General features: G+C 67.3%; 11 protein-coding genes and 2 pseudogenes. 12 read left to right on the top strand and 1 reads right to left on the bottom strand.

Annotated elements, in window-relative coordinates:
* The first annotated feature begins 13 nt into the window (after positions 1-13).
* The 11 genes and pseudogenes from CAI21_RS12055 (at position 14) to CAI21_RS12015 (ending at position 15,627) form a co-directional block, all read left to right on the top strand.
* Positions 14-1,102: a saccharopine dehydrogenase NADP-binding domain-containing protein gene (locus tag CAI21_RS12055; protein ID WP_116302514.1), complete on the top strand. Its 1,089-nt coding sequence runs from the start codon at positions 14-16 to the stop codon at positions 1,100-1,102.
* Positions 1,099-3,348: a Gfo/Idh/MocA family oxidoreductase gene (locus CAI21_RS12050; protein WP_116302513.1), complete on the top strand. Its 2,250-nt coding sequence runs from the start codon at positions 1,099-1,101 to the stop codon at positions 3,346-3,348. Before CAI21_RS12055 ends, CAI21_RS12050 begins: the two co-directional genes overlap by 4 nt.
* On the top strand, positions 3,335-4,132 hold the full coding sequence (locus CAI21_RS12045; RefSeq protein WP_116302511.1) for a VOC family protein: 798 nt from the start codon (positions 3,335-3,337) through the stop codon (positions 4,130-4,132). Before CAI21_RS12050 ends, CAI21_RS12045 begins: the two co-directional genes overlap by 14 nt.
* Positions 4,074-5,474: an FAD-binding oxidoreductase gene (locus CAI21_RS12040; protein WP_116302509.1), complete on the top strand. Its 1,401-nt coding sequence runs from the start codon at positions 4,074-4,076 to the stop codon at positions 5,472-5,474. The genes CAI21_RS12045 and CAI21_RS12040 overlap by 59 nt, the downstream gene beginning before the upstream one ends.
* Entirely contained in the window at positions 5,474-7,489 is a 2,016-nt protein-coding gene (locus CAI21_RS23875; protein WP_220348076.1) for a condensation domain-containing protein, read from the top strand. Before CAI21_RS12040 ends, CAI21_RS23875 begins: the two co-directional genes overlap by 1 nt.
* Positions 7,486-7,842 (top strand): annotated as a pseudogene (locus CAI21_RS23870) (AMP-binding protein); the annotation flags it as partial. The gene CAI21_RS23875 and the pseudogene CAI21_RS23870, both read left to right, overlap by 4 nt.
* A 71-nt stretch (positions 7,843-7,913) precedes the next feature.
* Entirely contained in the window at positions 7,914-11,012 is a 3,099-nt protein-coding gene (locus tag CAI21_RS23865; RefSeq protein WP_220348073.1) for a thioesterase domain-containing protein, read from the top strand.
* On the top strand, positions 11,002-12,789 hold the full coding sequence (locus CAI21_RS12030; protein WP_220348071.1) for an ABC transporter ATP-binding protein: 1,788 nt from the start codon (positions 11,002-11,004) through the stop codon (positions 12,787-12,789). The genes CAI21_RS23865 and CAI21_RS12030 overlap by 11 nt, the downstream gene beginning before the upstream one ends.
* Positions 12,786-14,540, top strand: a complete 1,755-nt coding sequence (locus CAI21_RS12025; protein WP_220348068.1) for an ABC transporter ATP-binding protein — start codon at positions 12,786-12,788, stop codon at positions 14,538-14,540. The genes CAI21_RS12030 and CAI21_RS12025 overlap by 4 nt, the downstream gene beginning before the upstream one ends.
* Positions 14,541-14,790: 250 nt before the next feature.
* Positions 14,791-15,165, top strand: a complete 375-nt coding sequence (locus CAI21_RS12020) for a VOC family protein (protein ID WP_116302508.1) — start codon at positions 14,791-14,793, stop codon at positions 15,163-15,165.
* A 72-nt stretch (positions 15,166-15,237) separates the two neighbouring features.
* Complete coding sequence (locus tag CAI21_RS12015) at positions 15,238-15,627, top strand: VOC family protein (RefSeq protein WP_116302506.1); 390 nt, start codon at positions 15,238-15,240, stop codon at positions 15,625-15,627.
* A 55-nt stretch (positions 15,628-15,682) separates the two neighbouring features.
* Here the strand turns inward: CAI21_RS12015 and CAI21_RS12010 are convergent.
* Positions 15,683-17,334 (bottom strand): annotated as a pseudogene (locus CAI21_RS12010) (alpha/beta hydrolase).
* Here CAI21_RS12010 and CAI21_RS23190 point away from each other — a divergent pair.
* Entirely contained in the window at positions 17,285-17,464 is a 180-nt protein-coding gene (locus CAI21_RS23190) for a hypothetical protein (RefSeq protein ID WP_181919401.1), read from the top strand. The pseudogene CAI21_RS12010 and the gene CAI21_RS23190 overlap by 50 nt on opposite strands.
* Positions 17,465-17,541 lie beyond the last annotated feature (77 nt).

Here is a 17,541-nt window from a genome sequence, read left to right as displayed (position 1 = left end):
AGGAGGGCAGCCTATGATCGGCGTAGTGGGCGGTTATGGCGCGGTCGGTCGATACGCGGCGCGCCTGCTGGCGGCACAGGGCAGCGAGCCGTTGCGCCTCGGCGGGCGCGATCCGGAGGCGGCCCGGCGCCGCCTCGGAGCCGCGCTGCCGGAAGCCGAGTGGACGGCGGTGGATATCGAAGACGCCGAGTCGCTGCGCACCTTCATTCGCGGCTGCCGGGTGGTGGTCAACTGCGCCGGCCCGTCTCATCGCACCGCAAGCCGGGTGGCGCGGGCGGCGCAGGCCGCCGGTGTGCATTATGTGGACGCCGGCAGCGACCCGACGCTTGCGGCGCGCGCGGGCGAGGCTATCGGCACCGCGGCGGTGTTCGCCGCCGGCGCCTTGCCGGGGCTGTCCGGTCTGCTACCGCGTTGGCTGGCGTGCGGCTTCGACGCGGTGAGCGAACTCACCGCTTACACCGGAGTGCTCGACCGTTTCACCGCTGCCGGCGCCGAGGACTATCTGGCCGGGGTGCTGGGGGAGGACAACGCCGCGCTCGCCGCCTGGCGCGCCGGCGCGCCGTGCCCCGGCGCGCTCAGCCGCCTAAGCGCTGTGACGCTGCCCTTCTTTCCCCGCCCGCTGACGCTGTTGCCTTACCTGGATGCCGAGGCCAAGGCCGTCGCCCGCCATTTATCGCTGGTCGACGGCCGCTGGTACATCGCTCTCGACGGCGAACGCCTGCCCGCCGCATTGACGGCGGCGGCCGGACTGGATCGCGCGGCGGCGGTGGAACACGTGTGTCGTGCCTCGGCGTTGGATGCGGCGGGGCGGCGGCCCTACGCCAGCCTATTGCTCCAACTGAGCGGCCGCATCGACGGCACGCCGGCAACCCGCACTGTGCGGGTGCAGGCGGCCGGCATCGCCCCGCTGACCGGCGCCATGGCCGCGGCGGTGACGGTGGCGCTACTGCGCGGCGAGGTACCCGCCGGCGTGCGGCCGGCCGCGGCACTACCGAATCCCGCGCCGGTGATCGACGTGTTGAGCGCTGCCGATGGCTGCGACGTCGCTGTGTTCGACAGCAGTATTGAGACGTTAACGGATACGGTGGGAGGCGAGGTATGACGATGCGGCGGTTACGAACGGTGGTCTGCGGCTCCACCTTCGGGCAATTTTATCTTGCCGCCTTGGCCGAGCTGCCGGAGCGGTTCGAGATCGTCGGCGTGCTCGGCCGCGGCAGCGAACGCACCTACGACTGCGCGCGGCGCTACGGCGTGCCGGTGTATACAGCGGTCGAGCAGCTGCCGACGGACGTTGACGTTGCTTGCGTGGTGCTGCGCTCGGGCGTGATGGGCGGCGTCGGCACGGAGCTTGCGCTGACGCTGCTCAAACGCGGCATTCACGTGATCCAGGAACAGCCGGTGCACCACGACGACATCGCCGCCTGCCTGCGGACGGCGCGGCAGTGCGGAGTGCGCTTCCAGCTCGGCGATCTGTACGTCCACCTGCCGGCCGTGCGGCGTTTCAACGCGGCGGCGCAGGCCGCCCAGGTGCGGAAGCCGGCGCTGTTCATCGATGCCGCCTGCTCGACGCAAGTGTCCTTCCCGCTGGCGCACATCCTCGGCGCGGCCCTACCGACCGTGCGCCCCTGGCAGCTCGCCGAGGCCGCGACCGGGCAAGGCCCGCTCCAGGTGCTTACCGGCACCGTCGGCGGCATTCCGTTCACCTTGCGAGCCCACAACGAAGTGGATCCAGCCGACCCGGATAACCACATCCACCTGCTGCACCGGATTACCCTCGGCTTCGAAGGCGGCTCGCTCAGCCTGACCGATACTCACGGCCCGGTCACCTGGAACCCACGCTTGCACATTCCGGACGCGGTCAAGACGCGCTTCGACTTCGACAGCCCCGATTCGGCCCACCTCGCATTGCCCAGTACGGTACCGCTCGGTCCGCCGCAACCGCCCTCGTATCGGCAACTGCTGGAGCGGCAATGGCCGCAGGCCATCGGTCGGGATCTGATTGCCCTGCATGACGCCGTCGTCGGCGGTGCCGCGACCGGCCCGGCCGAGCAACGCTGGCTGACCCTGTCCCGACTGTGGCAGGGGCTGACCGCCGGCCTGGGCTATCCGGCCGTGCAGGAAGGGCGGCGTCATCAACCGCTGCCGGTCGAGCACCTACAGGCAGCGGTGGCCGCCGTCGAGCCGGAGGAGGCGGCGACAAGGGTGGGCGAGCACGACGTGTTCGGCTGTACCGAGCCGGCCGAAACGCTCGTGCGCGGTGTGACCTCGGCGCAGGTGAACGAGTTCGTCGACGCGCTGGACGAGGCGGTGCTCGCGTCCATGTTGCATGCCTTACAGGCGCGGGAAACCCTGGCCGACCCCGGCCGCGACTACGACCTGGACGAGATCGTGACCGGCACCGGCACAGCGGAACGGCACCGGCCGTTGATCGAGCGCTGGTTGCAGGTGTTGGTCGAGCGGGGCCGGTTGCAGCGGCACGGCGAGCGGTGGCGCGGTGTCTCCCTGGTGGCCGCAGAAAGCCTGGCTCAGCGCTGGGAGCGGGCCGCGGAAGCCTGGAACGGCGGGCTGGGCGCCGCCGCTTTCCTGGATTACCTGCGCCATAACGCCGAGCAGTTGCCGCGCCTGATGCGCGACGAACAACAGGCGGCGCTGCTGCTGTTCCCCGAGGGGCGGACCGAGTTGGCCGACGCCGTCTATCGCGACACCATCACCGCCCGCTACCTGAACACCGCCGTGGCCGAGGCCGTACGGCGCATCGCCGGCGACGGCCGCCGCACGCTGCGGGCGATCGAGATCGGCGCCGGCACCGGTGCGACCACGGAGGCGGTGGTGCGTACGCTCGCCGCGGAGGCGGCGGGCGGTCTGGCGGTGGAGTATCGCTTTACCGATGTCTCCAATTTCTTCCTGGCCAACGCCCGCCCGCGTTTCCGCGCCCACGGCTGGCTGAGCTTCGGACTGCTCGACATCGACCGTGATCCCGTCGAGCAGGGCTATGCCGCCGGGTCGGCCGACGTGGTTATCGCCGCCGGTGTCCTCAACAACGCCCGCGACACCGATGCCAGCGTCCGCGGCGCGTTGCGGCTACTGGCGCCGGGCGGCTATCTGCTGATCACCGAACCTACCCGAGAGCATCTGGAAATCCTCATCTCGCAGGCGTTCATGATGACCCCGCCGGCGGACGCGCGGCAGCGAACGCGCACCACCTTCTTATCGGTCGCGCAGTGGCAGGACGTGCTGCGCCGGGCCGGCGCGGAGAGCTGGACGGTCCTGCCGGGCGCGGATCACGTGCTGGCCCCGCTGGGGCAGCGGCTCTTCGTCGCCAGGAGGGGCGCCGATGCTGATCTGTAGTCACGTTCTGTGCAAGGTGGCGGACATCCGGACCGCCGTGCGCGACTTCGAGCGCTTGGGTTTCAGCGTGGCGTGGGGTAGCGCCCCGCGCCGGGCCCACAACGCGCTGCTGTGGTTCGAGGAGGGGCCGTTCATCGAGCTGTTCGAGCTGCCGCGCGGCTTTCGCTACTTGCGCCGGCCGCTGGGCTGGGTGTACGGGCGAGCGGCGGGATCGCGCCTGGCGCGCTGGGCGGAGAGCGCGGAAGGGTGGTGCGACGTCGCACTGGAGCCGCCGCAACCCGCCGGGCGTACGGGAACGGCGGACGATCCGACCGATCTTAGCGCCGTGCATGCGGCGCTGAGTCGTACCGGGCTGCCGCTATCGCGGACGGCCCGTGGCCGTCGCACCCGCCCCGACGGCGCCGACGTCCGCTACCGCTTCTTTGCCCCCGAACCGGCGCAGTTGCCCTTCGTGGTCTCACCGTACGACCCGCCGCAGCGACCGCCTCGCATCGAGCACCCCAACGGCGCCCGCCGCATCGAGCGGGTGCGGATGAGCGTTGCGCCGGCGGATCGTGGCCGGTTCGAGGCGCTGACGGCAGGCGACGCTTGGCTGGCAGCGGAGCCGGGGCCGCGCACGGCCGTGCTGGAGGTGGCCTTGGCCGGCTTGGAACGCCCGCTCGATGCGCGGCTGACACACGGCGCCGCGTTCGCTTATGGAGCACAAGAACAAGGAGAGAGAAACCATGGATACGGTCGATCGGTTGCGGCGGCAGATAAGCGGGACGGTGTTGACGCCGGCTGATGCCGGCTTCGAGGCGGCGCGGCGGGTGCGCAATGCCCGCATCGATCGCCGACCGGCGCTTATCGTCGGTTGTCGCGACGCCGCCGACGTCGCCGCCGGGGTTCGTTACGCCCGCGAGCGCGGCCTGCCGGTGGCGGTGCGCGGCGGCGGTGCGCACGTGGCGGGCAGCGGCACCTGCGAGGGCGGCGTGTTGCTTGACCTCGGCGCCATGAGCGGGATCGAAATCGAGCCCGACGCGCGGCGGGCGACCGTGGAGCCGGGTGTATGCTGGGGCGCGTTCGACGCCGCCGCGCAGCGTTACGGCCTGGCCGTGCCGGGGCCGCGCATTCCCAGCGTCGGTGTGGCGGGGCACACCCTGGGCGGCGGGGTGGGCGATCTCTCGCGCCAGTTCGGGCTCACCTGCGACAGCGCGACCTGCTTCGACATGGTAACGGCGCAGGGTAAGTCGCTGCGGGTCAGCGCCGATACGGAGCCGGAACTGTTCTGGGGCCTGCGCGGCGGCGGCGGCAATTTCGGCGTGGTCACCCGGATCGGCTTTCGCCTGCATCCGGTCGAGCGGGTGGTGGCGGGGCCATTGGTTTTCCCGCTACAGGCGGCGCATCGCATCTTGCCGCTGGCGCGCGACTGGCTGGAGGCCGCCCCCGACGAGGCGTCGCTCATCGCCCTGGTATGGACCGCACCGCCGGCCCGCCTGCTGCCGGAAGCGCTGCACCTGGAGCGCTGCGTGGTGTTGATCCCGACCTGGTTCGGCGATCCGGCGCACGCCGACGCGGTGTTCGCCCCCTTGCGCAGCGGGCCGCAGGCGCCCGTGTACGACGGTATCCGACCGATGTCTTACCTGGCCTATCACCGCCTGCTGCCCGAGCCGCCAAACGTCCGCCAGCAGCATGTCTACAACCGCGGCGAGATGCTCGCCGAGCTCACGGACGCCACGCTGGAACGGCTGCTCGATCGCTTCCAGCGCGCCGGGCCGAACTTCTCGCTGGTGTTCGGCGCCCTGGGCGGCGCCATCGCCCGCGAACCGGCCGGGCCGACCGCCTATCCGCATCGCGCCGCCCGCTGGTTCGTCGAGATCTGCGCCCAGTGGTTCGGCGATCCGCGGGATACGCGGCATCGGGCGGAGGCCGAGGCCGGCTGGCGTTCGCTGCAGGCGGTATCGCAGGGGCCGTACGGCAATCTGCTGCCCGATCCCGAACCGGAGTGGGCGCGGGCCGCGTACGGCGCCAACTACGCGCGCCTAGCGCGCCTCAAGCGCGAGTGGGACCCGGACAACCTGTTCCGTTTCAACGTCAACGTTCGGCCGGAGGCGGCCGTCGAGTCAGCCAAGGAGAAGGTATCGTGATGTTGCAGGAGACGACCGCCGAAGAATTATTGGACCGCCTGCGCGGCAGCGGCGTGGAACTTTGGCAAGAGGGCGGCAAGCTGCGTTATCGCGCACCGCGTGGTGCCCTTGCCGAAGCCGATCTGGAAGCGCTGCGCGAGAGTAAGACGGAAATCCTGGCGTTGCTGCGGACCGAGTCGGCGGCGCCGGCATTGGTGCCCGAGCCGGACCGGCGCCATGAGCCGTTTCCGCTCACCGACGTCCAGGCTGCTTATCTGCTCGGCCGTCACGATGCCTTCGGCTACGGCGGCGTCGCCTGCCATGTGTATCTGGAGGTGAGTTATCCGGCGCTGGAGCCGGCGCGGGTGGAGGCCGCCTGGAACGGCTTGATCGAGCGGCACGAGATGCTGCGGGCGGTGATCGATCCGGCCGGTTTTCAGCAGATTCTGGCGCAGGTGCCACGGTTGAGCGTGCCGACGCTGGATGCGCGCGGCATGGGCGCCGAGCGGCTGACGGCGGCACTGGATGCAACGCGCGAGACGATGGGGCACCGCCTCTACGAGACCACGCGCTGGCCGCTGTTTGAAGTGCGCCTCACTCAGGCCGACGAGCGTGCCGTGCTGCACCTGTCGATGGATTTTCTGATCGCCGACTGGGCCAGCCTCTGGCGGCTGCTCGCCGAGTTCGAGGCGCTGTATGCCGATCCGGCGCGACCGCTGCCGCGGCTGGACGTGAGCTTCCGCGACTATGTGCTGGCCGAGCGCGCCTTGCGCGATAGCCCTACTTACCGCCGCGACCGCGACTATTGGTGGTCGCGCCTGGACGCCTTGCCGGCCGCGCCGGAGCTGCCGTTGGCGGACGGGCGGGGCGAGGCGGTCGCGCCGCGTTTCCGGCGTCGCTGTCTGCGGCTCGACCGAGCGGCCTGGGAGGCGTTGACACAGCGCGCCCGCCGGCACGAGCTTACCCCCACAGCGGTGGTGATGGCGGCCTACGCGGCCGTGCTCGAACGCTGGAGCCGTTCCTCCCGCTTTTGCCTGAACCTGACCGTGCTCAACCGCCTGCCTCTGCACCCGCAGGTGGATCGCCTGGTCGGCGACTTTACCTCGGTATCGCTACTGGCCGTGGATTGGACGGCCGAGACGGCCTTTGCCGAGCAGGCGCGAGCGCTCAGCGAGCGCTTGTTCGAAGACCTGGACCATCGGCTGTGCTCGGGAGTGGAAGTGATGCGCGAAATCGCGCGCCGCCGCGGCCGCGAAGCGGCCCTCATGCCGGTGGTGTTTACCAGCGCCATCGGTCTCACCGAGGCCGAGGCCGAGGGCGAACGGGCCCGGGGGCGGCTCGACGGCCGCGGCATCACCCAGACGCCGCAGGTGTTCATCGACTGCCAGGCCATGGACGATCCGGACGGCTTGCAGGTCAATTGGGACGTGCGCGACGACGTGTTCCCGGCCGGCTTGCCCGACGATATGTTTGCCGCCTTCGAAGCGCTGCTGACGGCGCTGGCCCGCACCGACGAGGCCTGGGAGGCGGCCGAGCCGGTGGCATTGCCCGACTGGCAGCGCGAGGAGCGCGCCCAGGTCAATGCCACTGCCGCTGAGCGGCCCAACCACGGGCTGCACGAGCCGGTGTTGGCGCAGGCGGCGCGCACGCCGACGCAACCGGCGCTGATCGACAGCACCGGCACGGTGACGTACGCGGAACTGGCCGGCCGTGCCGCCGCCGTTGCCGCCGCCTTGCGCGAGCGCGGTTGTGCGCCGGGCGAACGGGTGGCGGTCGTGATGGACAAGGGCGCGCATCAGGTAAGCGGCGTGCTCGGCGTTTTGGCTGTCGGCGCGGCCTACGTGCCGATCGACACCACGCAGCCGCCGTTGCGGCGGCAAGCATTGCTCGACGATGCCGGCGTGCGCTATGTGCTGACGACCTCGATCGTGGATGACGACTGGCCGGAGGGCGTGCAGGCTATCGCGTCGACCGCCTCGCGCCGATCCCGCCCGAGCCGCCGGCGCCGGTCGACCCCGACCAGCCGGCCTATGTGATCTTCACCTCCGGCTCGACCGGTAAGCCGAAGGGCGTCGTGATCAGCCATCGCGCCGCCGCCAACACCATTGCAGACATCAACCGCCGTTTCCAGATCGGCGCGGGCGATCGTGTGCTCGGCCTGGCGCAGCTCGGCTTCGATCTCTCGGTTTACGACATCTTCGGCCCGCTCGCCGTGGGGGGCGCGCTGGTGCTGCCCGAGCCGGACCGTCTCACCGACCCGTCGCACTGGGCGGCCTTGATCGCCGAGCAGCGCGTGACCGTGTGGAACACCGTGCCGGCGCTGCTGCAGATGCTGGTGACCTATCTGGACACGGAAGCGGCGCCGGGGCTGGACTCGTTGCGGTTGGCCCTGCTGTCGGGAGACTGGATTCCGCTCGCGTTGCCGGACGCCGTCGCCGGGCACGTGCCGGGCTGCAAGTGGTGGCGCTGGGTGGCGCCACCGAGGCGGCGATCTGGTCGAACTATCATGTTTATCGAGGTTTGCAGCCCGGCTGGCGCAGCATTCCCTATGGCCGCCCCTTGGCCAATCAGGGCTTTCGGGTCCTGGACCGGCGGGGGCGTGACTGCCCGGTCTGGGTGCCCGGCGAGCTGTGCATCAGCGGCGACGGTCTGGCCGTCGGTTATCTCAATGACCCGTCAGCCACCGACCGGCAGTTCGTTAACCATCCGGTCGACGGCCAGCGGCTGTACCGCACCGGCGATCGGGGCCGCTACACCCCCGGTGGCGAGCTTGAGTTTCTGGGCCGGGACGATACCCAGGTCAAGCTCAAGGGGCACCGCATCGAGCTGGGCGAGATCGAGGCGACGCTGGCCTCGCATCCGGCCGTGGCCGCTGCCGCCGTGGTGGTCGATACGCCGCGCGGCGAGCCCGATCTGCTTGCCGTGGCCGAACCGGCGCGGGTGGCCGACGGAAAACGGGCGGATCTCGATCGGCTCGCCAAGGATGCCGCCGGGGCGGGCGATGCGGCGGTGGTGGGGCTTGAGCGGGCCGCTGTGGAAAGCGCCGCCGACCGCCTGGATCGGGCCGCGCGGCTTTCCATGTTACAGGCGTTGTGCAAGCTAGGCCTGTTCGAGCACGGTGCGCGGCCCGGTATGGAGGCCTTGCTCGAACAGGTCGGAATCCCGCCCCGTCTGCGTTGGTTGGCAAGGCGCTGGATCGCCCTGTTGCACGAGGGCGGCTGGTTGGCTCGGGACGAGGTCGGACGATTTGTGTGCGAATCCGCGCCGGACGAGGCCGCCATCGCGGCGGCCTGGGACGAGGCGGAAGCCTCATGGTGCGCAGGGCTAGGCTCTGCGGCTTTCATCGATTATCTGCGTGAAAACGCCGCTGCCGGCCCGGCGCTGCTCACCGGCAAGCAAGACCCGGTGGCCTTGCTGTTTCCCGAGGGGCGGTTCGACCACGTTCGGGCGATGTATCGCGACAATGCGATGGCGCGCTATCTCAATCAGGCGGTAAGCACCTTGCTGCCACGGCTTGCCGCCGGCCACGATCCGCAACGGCCGCTGCGTATCCTCGAAGTGGGGGCCGGCTCCGGCGGGACGACGGCCAGCGTGCTGGAAGCGCTGGAGGGTACCCGCATCGACTACTGGTTCACCGACGTGGCCCGCTTTTTCCTACCGGAAGCGCGCGCCCGGTTCGGCCATATCCCGGGGCTGCGCTTCGGCGTGTTCGATGTCGATCAAGACGCGCGGGCGCAGGGGCTGCCGAGCAACCGCTTCGACGTCGTCCTGGCCGCGGGGGTGCTGGAGAATGCTCGCGACATACCGGCCGCCCTGGACCGGCTGCGCGAGCTTGCCGCGCCGGGCGGCTGGTTGGTGCTTACCGAGCCCACCCGCGAGCATGCTTGGATCTTGCTCTCCCAGGCCTTCATGATGACCGAGCCGGACGACGCCTTGCGCCGCGAGCGTTCCTACCTGGGACGCGACGATTGGCAGGCGCTCATGGCCGAGCGCGACGCCGGCCCGGTGCTCAGTCTGCCGGAGGTTACGCATGCCCTGGCGCCGCAAGGGCTGCATCTGTTCGCGCAACAGGTCAAGACCGACCGCAAGGCGGTGACGACCGAGGCCTTGCAGGATTATCTGCGGCAACGCCTGCCGGCGCCGATGGTGCCTTCGCACATCGAACTGGCGGACGCGCTGCCGCTGACCGGCAACGGTAAGCTCGACCGCCGTCGTTTGGCGAGCTGGCGCCCGGCGCCGCCGCCGTCGGAGGTTGCGAGCGACGCCGCGGTGGCCGCCGGTACCGACGATGCGCTGACGGCGGATCTCTGCGCCCTCTGGGCCGACGCCTTGGGGGGCGCCCACGTGGAGCCGTCGCGGAGCTTCTACGAGCTGGGCGCCGACTCGCTGATCATGGCGCGCATGGCCGGCCGGCTGCGCGACGAGTGGGCGGCGCCACCTTACCGGCTCGATACGGTCCCGTTCGACGCCTTGCTGCGGCAGCTGGTCAACCACCCCACGGTCGCTGCGCTGGCGGCTTTCGTCCGTGGGCGGATAGAGAACGAGAGCGCACATTCGGCGCAGGCGCAGCTTGCCGAAGGGCAGCGGGCGGAGGGCAGCAACGGCGTGCTGATTCCCTTCGGCGGCGGCGGGGAGGGGCCGTTGCGGGTCGTCTTCCACGCCGGCCTCGGCACCATGGACTGTTTCCGACCGCTGCTCGCGCAGCTTTCCGCACAAGCGCTCGGCCCGGTGCTGGGGGTCGTGATTGCCGACACCGAACGTTACTGCACGCTGGACCCGGCCGAAGCCGTCGAACGGCTGGCGGACGACTACGCCGAACGGTTGATCGAGAGCGGGCATGACCGTGTGCAGTTGATCGGCTATTGCCTAGGCGGCCTGTTCGCCACTGAGGTGGCGCGACGGCTGGACGAGCGGGGCGTACAGGTGGTCGACCTGGTGCTGGTCAGCAGCCATCCGGTGGTCTTCGACGTCGACGACGATCTGATGATCGAGGCGCTGTTCGTGCCCAACCTGCACATCACCCTGGAGCAGGCCGGCTTTGCCGGCGTGGCGTCCGACGATCTGGCCCGTGGCTTCATGCAGGTGATCGAGAAGCACGGGGGGCGGGTGCCGGAAGGCGCCTTGAGCGGCATCGACGGCGAGCCGGCTCTGGCGGCGGTAGGCGCGTGCTTCCGGCGCATGGCCGAACGTAGCCGCGAGGCGCGGTTTCGGGATTACGTCCAAGCCGTGGCCGCAGCCTCCGGCGAGGCGATGCCGCTGGAGATGGCGCTGGGCCTGTTTACGGTGTTCCGCCAGAGTTTCCGCGCCGCCCGCTTCACGCCGCCGCCGTACGTCGGCGACATTCGCTTCCTGCGGCCTTGCGGTGAGTCCGGCTTCGCGCCGGGCATGGACGACACCACGCTGGCGTTCTGGCGCGACGTTTGCCTGGGTGAGGTGATGGTCACCGACATCGAAGGCAATCACTTCAGTTGCATAGAAGAGCCCAACGCCGCCCGGGTGGCGGAGCTGATCGCCGAACCGCTGCGGGTTACCGAGACGAGGGGGCGCGATGGTCGGTAATCCCGACGACGGGCGCGAGCCGCAGGGCGTGTGGCATCTGATGCGGCCGATCATGGGCCGCATCCGCTTGGCCATGGCGCTGGCTGCTAGCGGCGCCTTGTGCGGCCTGGGCGGGGTGGCGTCGTTGGCGCTGGCCGTTAATGCGTTGCTCGGGCAGGCACCGCCTTGGCTGTGGGTAGGCGGTGCCGGTGCCCTGATCGTGCTTGCCTTCCTGGCGCGGGCGTTGGCGTTCGAGGTCTCGCATCTGGCGGCGTTCCGCTTGGAGACGCTGCTGCGCACTCGCCTGAGCGACCACCTGGCGCGGGTGCCGATGGGCTATCTGGTGACCGCCGGTACCGGTTCGCTGGCTAAGGTCATGCAGGACGACGTCAAGAACTTGCACGCGTTCGTAGCCGACAGCACGCCGTTTCTCGGCCGCAGCCTTGCGGTGCCCGCCGCGACGCTGGCGCTTCTGGTGTGGCTGGATTGGCGGCTTGCCCTGGCGGCGCTGGCGGTATTAGCCGTCGGCGTCGCGACCTTGGCTTTGTCCATGCGCAATCGCGACACCTTACAGCGACGCTACGACCAGGAGAACGAGAACGTCAACAGCCGGGTTGTGGAGTTCGTGCAGGCCATGCCGGTGGTGCGGACCTTCGATGCCGGCGCGAACTCGTTCAGCCGCTATCAGGCGGCGCTGGAGCGGTTTCGCGACGTTATGACGGAATGGTTGGCGTTCGCCAGCGTCAGCGCGCGCCTGAGCCTGGTGTTCCTCGGTCCGTTGCCGACTCTGTTCGCCCTCAGCTTGGCCGGAGTCCTGTTGCTAGGCCAGGGCAGCTTGGGGTTTGCGCCTTGGGTCGCCGCGCTGCTGATTGGGACGGGGCTGGCCGATTCCTTCATGCCGCTCATGTGGCTACAGCATTTCATTCATAAGGCAAACGGCAGCGCCAAGCGTATTCAGGCCGTACTCGCGACGCCGGCACTGCCGGAAGCCGAGACGATTGAGTCGCCGAAGGACAGCTCGGTGCGCTTCGAGCAGGTCTCGTTTGCGTATGACGGCCGCGAGGAAAACGCGCTCGCGGACGTCAGCTTTTACGCTGCACCCGGGACGGTGACCGCCCTGGTGGGGGCGTCCGGCTCCGGTAAAAGCACGGTCGCGCGGTTGATTCCGCGGTTTTGGGACGTGCAGGAGGGCTGTGTCCGTGTCGGTGGTGCGGACGTGCGCGCCCTGCGCCCGGAGGTGCTGATGGAGCAGGTGGCCTTCGTATTTCAGGACAACTTTTTGTTCCAAGACACGATCGCCAACAACATTCGGCTGGGGCGGCCCGATGCGTCCCCGGCCGACATCGAGCGCGCGGCCCGCGCCGCGCAGGCGCATGCGTTCATCGAGGCGCTGCCGCAGGGCTACGATACCCTCGTCGGCGAACGCGGCGGGCGCTTGTCGGGCGGGCAACGGCAGCGCATCACTATCGCACGGGCGATTTTGCAGGACCGGCCCATTCTGGTGTTGGACGAGGCGACAGCGTTCGCCGATCCGGAGAGCGAGGCGGCCTTGATCGCGGCTTTGAGCCGGTTGATGCGCGGCAAGACGGTGATCGTGATCGCCCACCGCCTGGGCACCATCCGTACCGCCGACCAGATACTGGTGCTGGAAGCAGGGTGCGCGGTCGAAAGCGGTCGGCACGCCGAACTGCTTGCCGCCGACGGGGCTTATGCGCGGCTCTGGCGGCGCCATGAAGCCGCCCAGGCGTGGACGCTGACAGCGACCGACTCGTCGACGAAAATAGAGGCCAGCGAATGACGACTACAGCAACAACCGTCGACAGCCTCGCCCGATCCTTCCGCCGCATGCTGGTAGCGGCCGGCGACGAGGCGCCGGCGCTCAGGCGCAGCCTGTGGTTGTTTGCCGCTGCGGCAGTGGTCGAAGGTTTGGCGCTAGGCTGTTTGTTTCCGCTGTTTCACGCCCTGTTGGCAACGCCCGCGGATGGCGCAGCGGCGGCTCGCTGGCTCGTCTTGATGGGGGCTTTGGTCGCTCTCGAAGGCGCGCTGCGGTGGTGGGCCAACGGTAGCTTTACCTATTCGCATCACTATGCCCAAGTGGGGCATCAGCTCCGACTGCGGCTGGGCGAACAGCTGCGACGGATGCCGCTGGAAAAGCTTTATCAGCGGCGCACGGGGGAGTTGACCGCCACGCTCGCGGGGAACGTGGACGAGCTGACGACCCCGATGGGCATGGTATCCGCGCTGTTGCTGCGGGCGCTGATCGCGCCGTCGGTAGCCTTACTTGTCGTCGCTTATTGGGACTGGCGGTTGGCGCTGTTGCTGGCCGCTTTGTTACCGGCGGCGGCGTGGTTGTATCGCCGTCGTCGCCGTGCGCTGGCCAAGAGTATGCGGCGGCTGGCGGCGGCGCATGCCGATACGTCGGCCGAAATCGTCGAGTATGTACAGGGCCTGCCGGTGCTGCGTGCGACCAACCGGACGGGGGCGCGCGCCGAGCGTTTGCAGACGGCGCTGACGCGTTTGGAAGAGGTACAGCGGCAGGATCAAAAGGCCGGGCGCCTACCGGGGCTACTCTTTGCCAGCCTCGTCGAGGTCGGTTTGTGGTTGGCGGTGGCGCTCGGCGCGTGGTTGGTTGCCAGCGGTACCCTTGAGCTGGCTACGCTGGCCGCCGTGCTGGTGATCGCGGCGCGGTTTGCCGAACCCTTATCGCTGTTTATCGGCGTGGCGTCGGTGTTCGACTATATGGAGGCGGGCCTGCGCCGCGTCGAAGCCTTGTTCGCCATAAAACCGTTGCCGGTAGCGCCTGCGGGGGCGGCGCCTAAGGGTCTGGATATCGCGTTCGAGCAGGTAAGCTTTAGCTACGAGGGCAGTGACGAGCGAGCATTAAAAGATCTTAATTTTATTGTCCCCGAAAGGTCGATGATCGCTTTCGTCGGGCCGTCCGGTTCGGGGAAAACGACGGCCGTGCGGCTGATTATGCGCTATGCGGACCCGCATGAGGGGTGCATTCGCCTGGGAGGGTGCGACCTGCGGGCGTTGGAGCCGGAGCGGCTGATGGGCTTAGTTTCGGCGGTGTTTCAGGACGTTTATCTGTTTAACGATAGCATCCTGAACAATATTCGCATGGGGCGGCCCGATGCGACCGATGCGGAGGTCGAGGAGGCGGCGCGGCGGGCGCATTGTCATGGGTTTATCAGTCGTTTGCCTCAAGGCTATTGCACCCAGGTCGGCGATATCGGTGGCCGGCTGTCGGGCGGCGAGAAACAACGTATCAGCATCGCCCGCGCATTGCTCAAGAATGCGCCTATCGTGATACTCGACGAGCCGACGGCGGCGCTGGATACCGAAAGCGAGGTCGCCGTTCAGCAAGCGGTGGACGAGCTGGTCAGGGATCGCACGGTGGTGGTGATTGCGCATCGGTTGTCTACCGTTGTCGGTGCCGATCGGATTCTCGTGTTCGACGAAGGGGGCTCGTCCAGCAGGGGAGGCATGACGAACTCATGGCCGAGCCGGGGCTGTACCGGCGCCTGTGGGAGGCCCAGCAAGCCTTGAAATCCTGGAGCCTGCCTTCTTCGCATACTCCTACCGCGCTGTGAAGAATGGCGCCCCCCCTTGTTGTTTGCGACGACGATCTACCGGTAGCAGCCTGCTGGGGCGTCGATTAATCCTCTGGATTGCGAGACGATCGGGTGCTTATCGCTATGTAGGCCGATGCGGCCCGGTTTCGGTGCGGGCTGGCGTGAGGTATAAGTGCAAGCATGCTGCGGCCAAGATAGCTATGAAGTAGCGGAGGATTATCGTTATGGTGACTTTTGAGCGTATCGATACCGTATTTCTGCCCGTGCGCGATCTGAGTAAGGCGTTGGTCTGGTACGCCGATACCTTGGGCTTCGACATTGCCTGGCAGAACGAATGTGTCGGTTCGCTAACGGCGGGAGAAACCGCGCTTAGCTTACTTCAGTACGGTTATCCGGGATATCCGACGCCGCCGGACGGGTTCGTTTTCGAACCTAATCGTCATGTGTCGTTCAACCTCTACGTCGAAGACATTGAGCAGGTGCATCGATTATTACGGGAAAAGGGGGTGAGCGTTCGGCCCATCAGCGATCACGGTCAGGTTAAAGATTTCCTGTTCGAGGATCTCGACGGCAATTTGTTGAGCGTGGTTTCCTGGTAGGCGTTTGCCGGGTTTCGGCATTCCCAAAGCTTTCTGCGAACATCTTTATCTATTACCCGTGGGGAGCGGACTGTGTTGGAAACACCGATCAAGCGCGAAGTGGAAAACGTCTTCATTCCCGTCGGCGATATTGCACGGGCGCGCGACTGGTACCGGGATGTGTTGGGATTGCCGGTTGGGGAAATACTGGCGGGGCATCTGTGCTGTATCCCCATGGAGCGCGGTGCCGGCTTGTTGCTGGATCAGAAACTGACGCCGAATGATGTGGGGGCCAGCGTAAAGAGAGGCGACTATCCACTGTTTATGCTCGCCACCGACGATGTCGAGGCTTCGCTTGCGTTTATGAGGGCGCGTGGCGTCGAGGTGATCGAGTATGGCGGCCGGGCCATTCAGAACGGGCATTGGTTCGCCTTCCGGGACTGCGAAGGCAATATGCTGATGGTCTGCGGTCCGGCCTCGTAAGGCTGTCGGGCAAACAGCGCGCGTCTTCAGAGGTTGGTATGGCGACGGTTGCCGTTTATCTTTTTTCGGCAAATAGGGTCTTGAGCCGGTTGGTATCGGCCTTGGTCCAGCGCGGGGGTTCGGTAAGCGCCACCCAGGCTTCGATATAGTCTGCCGCCGCATAATCGTGGCCATAGCCATTGGGGGCGGACCCGGCCGCCATGTCCGCTGCCAGTTGTAGCATGGTTACGACCGGATACCAGCGCAGTTCGGGGGATACGTCGGGGCCGCGAGGTTCTCGCATCCAGTCCGGCTCCCGGTAAAAGGCTTGCGGTTCGAAAAAGGTTACGGGGTCGCTGGCGTATTGTAGGTAAACGATACGAAAAGGCCCCCAAGGTTCTCCCGGAATTTCCAGGCCGTTTTTTTGGTTCGTGAAGCGGACCACGGAGCCGTCCCTGAATCGAGGTAGCCAGGCGGGAGAGTCCGGATCTCGTCGTGCGGTTACCGAGCGCCAAGTTTCGCTGCGAAATGGCGGCCCGCTCCACAAGGCGCCGTGCGGCGGGTCGGCTACCACGTCGAAGATGTCGAAGGCGAGATCCGAGTTGAGGGCGCCCAGGCTCAGGCCATGCAGGTAAAGCGCCGGGCGCGAGTCTTCGGGAAGTTCTGTCCAGTATCCGTAGATTTTGTCGAATACCGCGCGGGCGGTTTCCGCGCCGTAGCTGGCTTCAACCAGCAGGGATAATGGGCTCGGCAGGTACGAGTACTGTACGGCAACGCTGGCGATGTCCCCGCGATGCAGATATTCCACGGTGTCGATGGCGGCCGGATCGATCCAACCTGTCCCGGTGGGGGTAAGGAGGAGCAGAATCGAGCGTTCGAAGGCGTCCACGCGTATGAGCTCTTCAAGGGCAAGCTGGGCCCTCGCTTCGGGAGTGGCAGCGGAATTAAGCCCGACATAGACGCGGATCGGCGCCGGCACCTCTGTGCCGAGGAAAACCGCAATGTCATCGGCGCTCGGTCCGGACGAGACGAACCCGCGGCCTTGCCTGCCTAGATCGTGCCAGTCGATTAACGACATCGGGCTACCGGTTTGGTGCGGATCGGTCGGGCGGGCGACGTCGTCCTCGACGAGGTCGTCGATCTGTTGGTAAGAGGAGTCCGCGGCGCGTAAGGCGAAACTGAACAGGATGCCGTCGAAAACCGACCAGAACAGCACGGCCGCGAGCGCCACGCCGATAACATTGGACACCCGCCGCGGAATAAACCGCTGAAGTTGGTGCGACAGCGCCTGGAAAGTCCGGCGAAAAAGACGGGCAAGGGCGAATAGTACACCGAAGACGACGAGGGCGATCAGGCCGACGCTGAGCGGTTGCGCGGTGCCGACCGGCTCCATTGCATCAGCTGCCGCACCGAGTTCTGCCACTCGGCGGCTTGCCATAGGAACAGGACGGCCGTTAGCGCGCAGGCGGAGGCTGCCGTGAGGGTGACGATTTTTTCCGTGCGTGCCTTCGGTACCGGGAGTTCGAGGTAGAACCAGAGCCAGCGTGCAAAAGCACCGATTCCGTATCCGGCGGCAAAGGAAAGCCCGGAAAGGACTCCCTGTACCACAGGATCTCTCGGTACTAGGCTCGGCGTTAACGAGAAAGCAAAGAAGAGCGTTCCTATTAGCAGCCCTGCCGTGGAGAAGTTTATTTTAATTCTAAGGCGGTTCATTCTTTCTTTAATCATCGCTGACTTAAGTAGCTACCGAAGGCGGATAGACAAGGCGGCGACTCCCTTGTCGGGCGCTTCCGCGCAGGAAAAAGCGCATAGTCCAGACGATAAGCGCCTGATGAAGGATTTTCTACAGGCGCTGTAATAAGAATCGCGCGGCACCCTATGGCCAAGCTCCCGATAGCTTCTTTTGCATTCTTTTGTTTCTCGGTGTCAACCGCT

Origin of the sequence: Alkalilimnicola ehrlichii (genome assembly GCF_003399765.1) — a bacterium.
GTDB lineage: Bacteria > Pseudomonadota > Gammaproteobacteria > Nitrococcales > AK92 > AK92.
This window is presented reverse-complemented; position numbering and strand designations above follow the sequence as displayed.